Here is an 11,030-nt window from a genome sequence, read left to right as displayed (position 1 = left end):
CCTAATCTGTGTCAGTTGCGTGAAATGCCGCCACGACGGAGGCTGTCGAGATAGTCATCAAAGTTTTTGGTATGGTTGCCCCGGCTTAGGTCGCGGATATCTCCGCCAAGACTGCTTTTGGCTGAGCCAAGAATGTCGGAGTTGTTCGCATAAGCGTCTTGGGCTGAGCCGATGCCAGACTGGATTGCACCGGTTGCCTTATCCGCAAACGCCAGCGCAGCTTTTGCTCCGGGAGGCGCAAACTTCTTGCCCAATGTGGCGGCAGCACCGAGCGCGGCACCGGCCATAGTTGCGGCTGCAGTGTTGGTGAATTGCGATTCAGCTATAGAATTGGCGACAGCAGTCGCTTCGGTGACAAAGACAGTTCCCATCACGCCAAGAACAACTGCAAGGAAGCCCGAGCTGGTGAAGAAGGTTCCACCACTCATTTTGGCGGCGGAGAAGGTATCTCCTGAGGAGAGCAAGGCAACTGCACATAGACAGATACCTACTGCCATGGTTGCTCCATAAAGGACCATAGCCGCTGCAATCAGTGATTTGATTCCCTGCCAGACCATCCCTTTGCTCCATTGGAATCCCACTCCCAACAGTATCCAGGGGGCAAGCCCGGCAATTACGCCAACACGGAAAAGCGTGACTGTAACTTGAGCAAAATACACGACGACCAGAAGCATCCACGGAATGACGATCAGGACAGCCGTGAGTGGGCCGGTCATGTTGCCAACCGAAAACGATTTCCAGAGTTCCCAAGCTACATCAAGGACTTTGAAGAACCCTTGTTCTGCCACATATATTAACGCGGCCGCTTTTGTGTACTTGCCCGGCACATCAATGAGAGAAGATTTGTCGTTTATATTTTGAGCGGCAACTAGCACTGTTTTTGCCGCTGCATTCATGGTTTCGGTCGCAATCATATAAAAACCCATGACAAGACCGGCTTTGTTTCCAGCAAGTAGTGCTCCTGCCAGAATTACGAAGAAAAGTTCTCTACCTATGCTTGCAAGATCTGTTTGACCTAGTAGAATCTTTAGACCTGAAACACACAGCCAGAGGCAGGTTACAGCGATGAAAACATCGATCATGCCGTCCAAAAGTACGGTGGACAGCGAACCAAAGAATTTCTCGGAAAGACCGATGAAGGTTTGCGCGACAGTACAGGTCGCACAGTCTATTGTTTCAGCGTTTTCCATGATGCTGATCCTTTTGGTGAGCTTGCCCGCTTTGGGTGAAACCCCTGGGCTGTATGAAATTGCCAAAGAACCTGTTCGGACGGCCTTCTTCGATGTTGATAGGGCGAGAAACTTCTGGGAGGAGGACCGCACGTTTCTCCAGCTGGAGAAGGCGTATGAACGATGTGTAGATAACCAAGCGTTCGATTACTGGAACCGTGTCTGGCTTGATACAGAAAGAGGAGGAGGGGATGGCGGATACGGAAATAAAACGCGCGACTTTATTCGCCGTGTTTGGAATCCAATTAATGGAGCCGGTGACCGAAAACTTCGCAGTCAATATGAAGCTGAGTATGAAGCAAACCGTGCCCAATTCACTCTTGACTATATTCTTGGCAGATATGGCACTGAGGGAATGGAATTGGTCAATTCCGACCTTGACACCATCAAATACTGCCATGATTTGTCGAGGGCTTACGAAAAATGGCGCTTTGAATATGCATCCACGGCAATGGGTGGACAGTTCTCTATGATGCCCAGGACTGACTGGATTCGCGTTCCTTACAACGAATGGGACAACGCTATATGTGAAAGCCTTCAGAAAAAAGTTGGGCGTGACGATGTGGTTCTTCTCTCCAACACTTGTGAACTTCCTGATTGGCGATCTCCGGAAGAAGTGGCGAATTACGACACGGCACTGTTGAACAACGTGATCCGTCAGCAAAATGAAGCGAAGAAGAACGCCAAATCCCGCACTCAAAGCCGTCAGGTGATCGAGGCCTATCTGAGCGATCACGGGGATACGCTTAGTGATGCAGACCGTAAGGCCCTGGAGACGATGCTCAAACAACTGAACTGAAGGTGTGGTGAGGGCGATCATTGGTTGCCCCCATTTTCTGCTGTCTCTTCTTCTCCTAAATCCACTCCACCCAGAGCTTCCTCAATTGTTGCTTCAGGCGGCATAAGTTTGAGCAGGGTTGCCGCCTGAATACGGATCAACTGTGCTCTTTGTTGTTGGGATTGAATCTCCTGCCTGTCCTGATGAAGAATAGCTTTGATCAAGACGAGCATTAGGGCTTTCAGATCTTCGGCGGCATCTGCCTCTGCTTCGAGTTCATCCGCTGTTTGCTGGTTTTCGTCCACCTGATCAATAATCTGATCCGACTGAGACAACCCTGTATTGATCGCGTCCTTAACCACTGCATTTTGCCTGGCAAGAACCTGCTGCCGGGCAAGGTCTCTTGCCTTTCGGAACGCAAAATCTGCTTCAGGGGAGCTGTCAGGATTTTGCCAATCTGGACCGTTGCCCGCACCTCCCCAACTGCCACCATCAGGGTTCGACCAGTCTTCAGGTGCTGTTCCTTCATTGAACTTCCAGCTTTCCGGGTCGTTGGGATCGAACCACAACATTTCCTGATAGAAGGCACGACGAGCACAAATGCTTTCCCAGTCCAGATCATCGAGATCGATGCTCGGCAGAAGTCGCGAGAGATCGGGTAAAAGGCAACGAGCGTCTTTGTTAATCGCCTGGACCATCTTCGCCATATTGACGATGGGCATGGTAATTTTACCCATTTTCCCAATGGCGTTGATCTGATCTTGCGCAGCCTTGCTGATTTTCCCAAGGATTTGGGTTTGCTCCATCAATTGATCGAGCTGCTTTTGCAGACTGTTAAATTGCTCTGTGAGCTTTACAAAAGAGGTCGCGTCAAAGACTGGATAAGTGGCGTATGCAAATGAAGGCGTCATGATCAACATGCCAGCGATGATCATGCCCTTAAGCCGCGCTCGCGTTACAGGTGGCTTTGCCATGTCGCCCCCCATTTTTGTTTGAGACTTTCAAGGACCGCATTGGCGGCCGGGCCGCTGCGATAGAAGCGTGCGGGTTCACCAAGAGGAGTCAGGTCCACGTCCAGAATCAGACTTTCTTCATAACCTGTGGTCTCATCACGTTTGACGATCAGGACACGGCGGTCCTTTTTCTTGCGACTGCGTGTTTTGCCTTGAATGAACAGCTTTTGTTCTTCGTTCAAATTGAACGGAATGAGACTTTTCTCGGTGACTTTGGAGTTTGGGAAGAAAATGAAGGTCGCAGTATTCTCAATGATCGCCTCATACCCTTCGCTGTCCGTGAGGGCGGCTGGATCCTGGAAGATCATCCCGACAATGCCGCCAAGCTTTCGATACTCGCGATACATGACGTCGCTGAGATCCCGGAAGCCTTTGTTCTGGCGCAGTCTTGCCGCTTCTTCGAGAACGATGGCAAACCCGCCATCTACTTCCCCATTGGTTGCAGCCATCTGCACAGCAGAGTGATAAATCGCCTCGGAAATGTGAGCGACAATCGGTGCGCCCAGTGTCGGGTCTTTCAATGCTTGATTCATATTGATCCCGACATTGAAAGACTGATCAAGCATCCCAGAAAGGCTATCGTGCGGAGCATTGAAGATGTGGCTGCGGATGCCTTTGTTGCCTTTCTCATCGACAACCCATTGCGCAAATGCATCTCGTAGAGATGATCGACGCGCAAAGGCATAAGGATAGATGGCGTTCAATGTCCGCTCCGGCGGATCAATAAGAAAGGCGGTCTCGACAGCGAGATCAATCGCCTTCCTGTCTTCGCGATCTTCTATCCCTCCGGCGAGGGAATACAGGATGTGCCTAATGCGTTCGCGGTTTTCAGGGGTGTCCTCACCGACATCCAGGGCATTGAGTGCCAGGCTGTCAAAACCTTGATAGAGACCTCCCATGGCTTCCACCATGAAGCGTGACCCTTCTTGGGAATCAAACAGATATGAACGCACTTTGGGAAATTTGGCCAAGCCACTGAGAAGATGCATGATCAGGGTGGACTTGCCACTTCCGGCCGGAGCAAATACGAGGAAGTTTGCCAGCGTCAGAGGTTTGTTTACGACATGAAACTGAAATGAATAGCTCTGCCCTGAAGGTGTCGAGAAAAGTCGCACAGGTGCCGGGCCGAGCGGGCTCTCTGGCATACCGTTAGGTGTGTGGGGCAAAGCCCAGATGGCTGCAATATTCTGATCGCGCAGGTCAAGGCTGGCCATCATCCGGCTTCCGGGGGGCATCATCCCGCCTTTGAGCGGCTTGGGCATCCGGTTGAACCAACAGGCAGGCGCACCTTTTGTCTGGATTGAGTAACCGATCCTCCTGTCAGCAAGAATAACTGTGATTTCGCGGATAAGTTCGTTAAGTGCTTCTTCAGATGCTGCACGCGGAATAATGCAAAACTGAGTTGCAAACAGTGCCGTGGCATTTTCTTTTAAAAGCGACAGTAGTGCAGATGTTTCTTTTGCGCCGGCCGGGTTGCCAAAGATCCGTCCATTCTCTGATATCAGACGCCGTTCGAAGAATAGTGTTGCCTGATCGCGGCCCCACGGTTCACATACCTGACTGACTTCAATGTCGCCTTCCAGTGCAAGAATCTCGCCAAGGAACAAGGCATTCAAAATTTCTGGCCAGTGCGTGATAGTGATGATTTTCTGCAGTTTACGATCAGGGACATGTGTGCCGATCTGGCCTGTCAGTTTATCAAAACTGATATCTGACGCTGGCAAGCGTCCGGAAATGTTGTGGCTGGCAACGGACAGGTCGCGGCGATATTCACCACATACCAGACCATTCAGGAATCCTGTGAGGTAGCATGGTTCATCTGGATATTCTGCAATCCGGACTGGAGTAACATTATATGTTGCCAACAATGCCTGAATCTTGTCGTCGGCCTCGGACAGGGCTTGCATGTCCGTTGCCGACAGCATCAGATACCAATCAATGAAGTAACTCGATTTGTGTCGCTCAGCTTCGGCGTCGCCGATCTCCTGAAGAACCGAATTGGGCCATTCTCCATGACTTCCAATTGAACGCTGACGTTTGACACCGCTGAAACGAACAGCGACCCCCAGCTTTGCCAGATCCTGCAGAAGATTACCGCGCCCCAGAAGGAGATTGTTCTGTTCGGTCTCAACGCGAGCATCATAGCTCGTTCCAGGTAGTGACCAGACACGGAATAATGAACCGTCTTTATTACGACCTGTAACACCATCATTATGATCAATGCTGTCAAATTCCAGCTCGTCCTGGAGCCAGTCGTTGTTAAGATCACCGAGTAACAGTTTGCGGGTGGCTGGTAGAGCTAGACCACCTGCCATCGCAGAGACACCTAGAGTAGAAATCACTTCTGGCCAGATCATTGATGACCTCCACCTGCGCTTAGCACAGATACTTTGTGTCGTCGCTTGAACCAGAACTTCGGCGCAAGGATCAATTCTTTGTCGAAGAAGGGGTTAGCCCGAAATCTGCGCATGAGGAAAACCCATGTGATGATCAGTCCGGCCAAGGGTGCCGGGATCAGCAAAACCACTGTTTGCAAGGCAAGTGGAATAATCAGAGCAACCAGAGCCCCTATTGCCGAAAACGCAATGAGGTTCATAGGAAGACCTGCCAGGGTCATCTGATGCTGGACATGAACCTGCACGACACTTGCCGCCTTCATTCGCTCTTCCTTATCAACTGTTGATAAAGTTCAGGAGCGCGGGGCCGATAAACGGTGCAGCCACAGCGACAACACCACCGACCACTCGGGTTAATGCCTGCATAGGATCAAGTTTGCCGTTGATCGCGCCGACAATCCCCCATGCGCAAAGACCGATCCCAAGCACGACAGCGCCAATCGTTACCAAACCATCCAGAATCCCGGTCAGGCCATCTACGAGGTAGCCGGACCAGGATGTATCGCCGTCGCCTGATGTGTCCCCAAGATCAACTTGGGCCATGACCGGATGAGCGATCATGGTCATTGAAATAAATGCAGATAAGGTCAGAGTGTTGAGGTCAATTTTCTTCATGTTTTCCTCTATGGGATAAAGGTGAAAGCTATCTGGTTACTGAGAACAGGAGGCCGATACTGAAGAACACAGCCAGCAAGTTCACGGCCGTTAAGATTCCTAGGTAAAACATATATTTGCGAATGTTTGCCGAGGCTCTGTCAGCCTGTCGGGAGGCCTCATTCATCGCCTCTATGCGTTCGCGTACGACATCGCCGATTGCTTCATTTTTGAAGGTTTCAATCGCACCTTTGACATCACATGTGAAATGACTGATCGACTGGTTGATGGCCTCGATGAAGTGCTTTCGCTGCCTGTCATAGTGGCGTTCTTGTTGAGCAAGAGCGACCCGGTGCATTGTAAAGACTAAAAGTATCGGATCGTCTTCTCCGACAGTTACTCCATGCTGCTTCCATAAAAATGTGCGCAGTTCATCGATTGTCTCAATGCTGTTTGGAAATGGCGGGGTTTCATCAAGTGCAGACATCAGAGCATCGCCTCTTCCATGATGTTGAAAAGGGTGCCCCAAGTTGTCTTGAGACGCTGACGGGCCATAATGTTGAAGGTTTCGGATGCGATCGCTTCATCAAAAGTCAGGCGGGCTGCCATCATCGCCTTGATATCCTCGCCAAAAGTTGATTGGCGCACAGGCGGGATCTGGATCAGGCTGTATATTCGATCTTTATGGTTTTTGTAGATTTTGAAATCTTCAAACCCTTTGGGCGCAGAACCGGGATCGCGATGTTCAATCTGGCCAGAATACGGATTAAGCCAGACAATGGCAGGAATGTCTGGGATCGAGCGTAATACCCGATCAAGTCCCGTGATAGTGTCCATCATCGGCTGACCGCCCGTGATGACCGACTGTAGACGGACTGAATGACCGGCATCCGTCAGCATTTCCAGCACCTGAGATTCGACGAGATAGGACAAAAGTGGCAGAAACGAACTCGAACCGTTATCGATGACGGCAACGCCATCTTTGGGCAGAGCAACCAGATCTTCGATCAATGTATCGAAATAACGCGGATTGACTTCATCATCGCGATCCGCAAGCTTCGTGATCTTGACTGGCAGTTTCTCAAAACCGGCAAGGGTCTGGTTAACCGGGTCGGTGTCAAACCCCTGAACCGGCACACCGCGCTGAAGGTAATATTGCAATAGCAGCGTATTGACGAAGGACTTACCGACGCCGCCTTTGCCTTGCAGAGTGATGTTAATTAACGCCATCAGCGATAACTCCGTCTGAAATGATGATTTTGATACCGAGCGAACTGGCGAGTTTGAAAAGCTTTGCACCTTCAAGATCCCCGGTACCGTTTTCGAAATTGCGATAAGTTCTTTCAGACACACCAATAAGGCTGGCGGTCTTTAATTGAGACAGGCCAAGCGCTTTGCGCTGTTCGTGCATACGACGGTGAAAAACGAGATAATCAGATTGCCAGTTCATTCGACCTCCATTGGTCGAACCGGCTTACTGAGGGTGTCGGGCTGATCAAGCGGTAGCGGGAGATCAAACTCTTCAATCTCTCCCAATGCCGGAGCGAAAATCCGGGGGGCTCCCAATATATCTGGGGAGGTTCCTCAGCAAGGAATAGCACGACCAACAAATGGCCGAATAGCACACCAAGAAAACTTCCAAGAATGCCGCCGAGACATATTGCCAGAAGTGTAGCCAGAGTTTCTTTGCCCGCAAGCAAGCTCGGAATGTTATTTACTGAACCGGATTTCTCAGTCTTGCCAGACGATAACTCTAGCAAGTGAATATCATCGACCGGGCCAGTTTCAATGCGACGGGGAACAAGGTGAATGTTCTCTTGGGCGAGAACGTCCAGAACCAGATCCAAAACTGCAACAGCGTAACCATCAGATACGAAATTTTCGGTAATATCGTCCCATTTATTAGGGCAGGCCGGATATTTTGATACGACCTCTGCTTTAGCAATCACACGCGCCAGGCGAAGCTTCGAACGGGTATCAAGCGGATAACCTTTCGAAACTTGGGCAAATTTAAAGTCGATATATGGAAGTTCCTTGGCCAGAGCTGACAAGCGTAGGTACCAGTCGCGACGGTTCACCTCCTTAAAGATGAAAGCTGTTGTCGCAGGTGCCGTGATGTCAATTTCTGACGGCTTTTCGCAATCCATACTGTATCCCCACAAACTGACACTGACTTGGCCAGCAACACCGGCCCCTACCCGAAAAGCCCGACCCGATAATCTTCAAAAAAATCGGGTAACGGGCGTAGGTGTTGGGGCATTTACATCCACCAGACCGGAACCAAAATCCGGCGGTGATCGATATGACGCGTGGGCGGATCGTTGCCGCAGGAGGTAACCTTTCTGGTCATTGCTCGGCCTCAAATAAGTTCACCTGCTTCCCTTCCTTCGGCGATTTTTCCGGCAATGCGTTCTTCATTGCTCAAGCCGTCACGAGGCGATGCTTTCGTATCGGGTGAAGGTCGCCGTTGCTGATCATCTGCAACAGAAGGTGCCTGGGGTGATTTTTGTGTCGAAGGAATTGATGAGGATGACGCATTCGAGATGGCGGGTGTTCGCAATCGGCGGCACCATCGGTAAAAAGTTATGCGTGACATGGAAATGCGCTGACTGGTGCTCAGATCATCATAGATGGCACCAACCGATTGGCCTGCTTCCAGAGCGGCTGTTATCTCTGGTTTTAACGCCAGAACCTGTATTCTTGCCTGTCCCCAAGCGGCTTGCATAGACTTCCCCATCATACATCGTTCGGTCATTAACGACTTGACAAGGAAGAGAAAGATATGATCCCAATCTATCACGGGTATGCGATCTTCTGGCTCTAATGAGCTAAAATATGCAAATCCCGTGGAAGTGAATCAAACATCGGCGATTGCCCCCGCAACCAACATCAAAAAAGCTCGCCCTTGTGGCGGGCTTTTTTTGTGTTCGATTGACGGGCGCATATGGATTGGAAGATCGCAAACAGGCCAATGCCTGTTTGCAGGTTCTTTGCGAAGGCCTTTGGCCGAAGCTGAGCGAGCAAAGCGAGCGCTAATCCTGCCCCCGCAACCCTCTTCTAATCAACGTTGGCAGTCATAAACATCGGCCCGCCCTTATGCCGCGGGAAGCCATAGCCATTGACCATGACGACATCGATGGCATCGGCGCTGTTGGCGATCCCTTCTGACAGGATCTTGTCGCCTTCATTGCGCATGGCGGTCAGGATCTCATCCATGATTTCCGCGCTGGTGAAGTCGCGGCGTGTGATGCCCTTTTTCTCTGATTCGGCAATCACCAGTGCGTCGACCTCCGGATCGGGTTGCGCCTTGCCGTTTTCATCATAACGATACCAGCCAAGACCGTTCTTTTTGCCAAAACGGCCCATCTCGCAGAGGTAATCACCCAAGGCGACATAGCGTTCGGATGGATCGCGGAACGGGGCGAGGCGTTTGCGGGTGGCCCAGGAAATCTCAAGGCCTGCCATATCCTGCATGGCAAACAGGCCCATCGGGAAGCCGAATTCCACCATGGCGGCATCAATCTGATGGGGAAGTGCGCCATCTTCGAGCATATATTCGCAATGCTTGCGATATGCCGACATGATCCGGTTGCCGATAAAGCCATCGCACACCCCGCACGGTACTGCGATCTTGCCAAGGGCACGGGCGAAGTCGAATGCGGTCGCGAGGCTTTTGGCGTCGGCCTTGTCGGTTCGGACAACCTCAAGCAGCTTCATGATATGGGCAGGTGAGAAGAAATGCAGTCCTATCACGCGTTTTGGGTTGATGCACCGTGAGGCGATTTCGTTGATATCAAGATAGGACGTGTTTGATGCAAGGACTGCATCCGCCTTGCAATGAAGCGAAAGCTTGCCAAACACGTCATGCTTGACCGCCATATCTTCAAACACGGCCTCGACCACCAGATCGGCATCGGCCAGAGCAGCATAGTCGGTGCTTGTCTTAAGCGATGCCATCAAGGCATCAAAGCGATCCTGGCTGATCAGGCCACGCTTGAGGCTGCCCGACAGATGCTTTTCGACCGTGGCGCGGCCATTGGCGCAGGCAGCGTCATCGCGTTCAATGATTGTGACGTCATAGCCCGCGAGCAGAGATGCCGTGGCAATGCCGGCCCCCATGATGCCCCCGCCAATGACGCCGATCTGATGGAGCGGGTTGGGTTCTACGCCCTTGAGTTCGGGCAGTTTGGCGACTGAACGCTCGGCAAAGAAGATGTGCCGAAGTGCCTTTGATTGATCGCTGTCGCGCAATTCGATGAATTTTTCACGTTCAAAGGCAAGGCCTGCATCCGGGCCCTCTTCTATCCCGGTTCGAATAGCGGAGATCGCGGCAAGGGGTGCAGTCTGTCCACGTGCTTTCTTCTTGGTTGCGGCGGTGATGTCATCCCATTCTTCGGTACTCGGAACGCTAACGGGATCGCGCAGCAGAAGCGGTTTTGGCATTTCGCGGTCCAGAATGGTCTGGGCAAAGTCGCAGGCGGCATCAATGAGTACACCGTGAGCAATCGCGTCGAGCAGGCCGATTTCATTTGCCTTGGTCGCCGAAACCGGTTTGCCGCTGGTGATCATGCTGACGGCCTCTGTGACCGGAACCAGACGGGGCAGTCGGATGGTGCCGCCCGCACCCGGGATCAGACCAAGATTGACTTCCGGCAGGCCGAGTTTGGCTTTGCTGTCAGCAATGCGGTAATGGCAGCCCAGTGCGACTTCTAGTCCGCCGCCAAGCGCGTGGCCATGAATGGCGGCAATGACCGGCTTGGTTGCGGCCTCAAGGCGTTTGATTACGTCGGGCAGGATCGGGGGTTTTGGCGGTTGTCCGAACTCACTAACATCGGCACCGGCAATAAAGGTTTTGCCTTCGCAGATCAGGATCGCAGCCCGGATGTCATCATTGCCATCAATCTGATCAAGTGCATCAACAAGGCCATCACGCACTGAATGACTGGTGGCGTTGATTGGTGGATTGTTGATCGTGATGAAGGCAATGGCGTTTTCAATTGTAAGCGTGACGGTCGACATT

12 protein-coding genes are annotated in these 11,030 nt (G+C 51.6%); 1 reads left to right on the top strand and 11 read right to left on the bottom strand.

Going from position 1 to position 11,030, the window contains the following annotated elements; genetic code table 11:
* Nucleotides 1-11: 11 nt before the first annotated feature.
* On the bottom strand, nt 12-1,190 hold the full coding sequence (locus B2R48_RS02860; protein ID WP_063089304.1) for a hypothetical protein: 1,179 nt from the start codon (nt 1,188-1,190) through the stop codon (nt 12-14).
* Between B2R48_RS02860 and B2R48_RS02855 the strand changes: the two genes are divergently transcribed.
* On the top strand, nt 1,189-2,028 hold the full coding sequence (locus tag B2R48_RS02855; protein WP_063089303.1) for a hypothetical protein: 840 nt from the start codon (nt 1,189-1,191) through the stop codon (nt 2,026-2,028). The two genes, B2R48_RS02860 and B2R48_RS02855, sit on opposite strands and share 2 nt — an antisense overlap.
* A 17-nt stretch (nt 2,029-2,045) precedes the next feature.
* Here B2R48_RS02855 and B2R48_RS02850 read toward each other — a convergent pair whose 3' ends face one another.
* The 10 genes from B2R48_RS02850 to B2R48_RS02805 form a co-directional block, all read right to left on the bottom strand.
* Complete coding sequence (locus B2R48_RS02850; protein ID WP_143588749.1) at nt 2,046-2,981, bottom strand: hypothetical protein; 936 nt, start codon at nt 2,979-2,981, stop codon at nt 2,046-2,048.
* Nucleotides 2,963-5,377: a VirB4 family type IV secretion system protein gene (locus B2R48_RS02845; protein WP_083952854.1), complete on the bottom strand. Its 2,415-nt coding sequence runs from the start codon at nt 5,375-5,377 to the stop codon at nt 2,963-2,965. Before B2R48_RS02845 ends, B2R48_RS02850 begins: the two co-directional genes overlap by 19 nt.
* A complete protein-coding gene (locus tag B2R48_RS02840) occupies nt 5,374-5,679 on the bottom strand; it encodes a hypothetical protein (RefSeq protein ID WP_063089300.1) in 306 nt (101 codons plus the stop codon). The genes B2R48_RS02845 and B2R48_RS02840 overlap by 4 nt, the downstream gene beginning before the upstream one ends.
* A gap of 13 nt (nt 5,680-5,692) precedes the next feature.
* On the bottom strand, nt 5,693-6,031 hold the full coding sequence (locus B2R48_RS02835; protein WP_063089299.1) for a hypothetical protein: 339 nt from the start codon (nt 6,029-6,031) through the stop codon (nt 5,693-5,695).
* Between the two features lie 28 nt (nt 6,032-6,059).
* Complete coding sequence (locus B2R48_RS02830) at nt 6,060-6,497, bottom strand: hypothetical protein (RefSeq protein ID WP_063089298.1); 438 nt, start codon at nt 6,495-6,497, stop codon at nt 6,060-6,062.
* The gene (locus tag B2R48_RS02825; RefSeq protein ID WP_063089297.1) at nt 6,497-7,240 is read right to left on the bottom strand and encodes a conjugal transfer protein TraL; all 744 of its coding nucleotides are present in this window, start codon (nt 7,238-7,240) and stop codon (nt 6,497-6,499) included. Before B2R48_RS02825 ends, B2R48_RS02830 begins: the two co-directional genes overlap by 1 nt.
* Complete coding sequence (locus tag B2R48_RS02820) at nt 7,227-7,460, bottom strand: helix-turn-helix domain-containing protein (RefSeq protein ID WP_063089296.1); 234 nt, start codon at nt 7,458-7,460, stop codon at nt 7,227-7,229. Before B2R48_RS02820 ends, B2R48_RS02825 begins: the two co-directional genes overlap by 14 nt.
* Nucleotides 7,444-8,157, bottom strand: a complete 714-nt coding sequence (locus tag B2R48_RS02815) for a hypothetical protein (RefSeq protein ID WP_063089295.1) — start codon at nt 8,155-8,157, stop codon at nt 7,444-7,446. Before B2R48_RS02815 ends, B2R48_RS02820 begins: the two co-directional genes overlap by 17 nt.
* Nucleotides 8,158-8,369: 212 nt before the next feature.
* Nucleotides 8,370-8,735: a hypothetical protein gene (locus B2R48_RS02810; protein ID WP_143588750.1), complete on the bottom strand. Its 366-nt coding sequence runs from the start codon at nt 8,733-8,735 to the stop codon at nt 8,370-8,372.
* A 332-nt stretch (nt 8,736-9,067) separates the two neighbouring features.
* Nucleotides 9,068-11,029 (bottom strand): 3-hydroxyacyl-CoA dehydrogenase NAD-binding domain-containing protein, encoded by a 1,962-nt coding sequence (locus B2R48_RS02805; protein ID WP_296997565.1) that lies wholly within the window; start codon nt 11,027-11,029, stop codon nt 9,068-9,070.
* Between the last annotated feature and the right edge of the window lies 1 nt (nt 11,030).

Origin of the sequence: Thalassospira sp. UBA848, assembly GCF_002295455.1 — a bacterium.
GTDB lineage: Bacteria > Pseudomonadota > Alphaproteobacteria > Rhodospirillales > Thalassospiraceae > Thalassospira.
This window is presented reverse-complemented; position numbering and strand designations above follow the sequence as displayed.

Coding starts and splice junctions, on each gene's coding strand:
- B2R48_RS02855 (WP_063089303.1), top strand. CDS start 1,189: ATGATGCTGATCCTTTTGGTGAGCTTGCCCGCTTTGGGTGAAACCCCT.
- B2R48_RS02860 (WP_063089304.1), bottom strand. CDS start 1,190: ATGGAAAACGCTGAAACAATAGACTGTGCGACCTGTACTGTCGCGCAA.
- B2R48_RS02850 (WP_143588749.1), bottom strand. CDS start 2,981: ATGGCAAAGCCACCTGTAACGCGAGCGCGGCTTAAGGGCATGATCATC.
- B2R48_RS02845 (WP_083952854.1), bottom strand. CDS start 5,377: ATGATCTGGCCAGAAGTGATTTCTACTCTAGGTGTCTCTGCGATGGCA.
- B2R48_RS02840 (WP_063089300.1), bottom strand. CDS start 5,679: ATGAAGGCGGCAAGTGTCGTGCAGGTTCATGTCCAGCATCAGATGACC.
- B2R48_RS02835 (WP_063089299.1), bottom strand. CDS start 6,031: ATGAAGAAAATTGACCTCAACACTCTGACCTTATCTGCATTTATTTCA.
- B2R48_RS02830 (WP_063089298.1), bottom strand. CDS start 6,497: ATGTCTGCACTTGATGAAACCCCGCCATTTCCAAACAGCATTGAGACA.
- B2R48_RS02825 (WP_063089297.1), bottom strand. CDS start 7,240: ATGGCGTTAATTAACATCACTCTGCAAGGCAAAGGCGGCGTCGGTAAG.
- B2R48_RS02820 (WP_063089296.1), bottom strand. CDS start 7,460: ATGAACTGGCAATCTGATTATCTCGTTTTTCACCGTCGTATGCACGAA.
- B2R48_RS02815 (WP_063089295.1), bottom strand. CDS start 8,157: ATGGATTGCGAAAAGCCGTCAGAAATTGACATCACGGCACCTGCGACA.
- B2R48_RS02810 (WP_143588750.1), bottom strand. CDS start 8,735: ATGCAAGCCGCTTGGGGACAGGCAAGAATACAGGTTCTGGCGTTAAAA.
- B2R48_RS02805 (WP_296997565.1), bottom strand. CDS start 11,029: ATGTCGACCGTCACGCTTACAATTGAAAACGCCATTGCCTTCATCACG.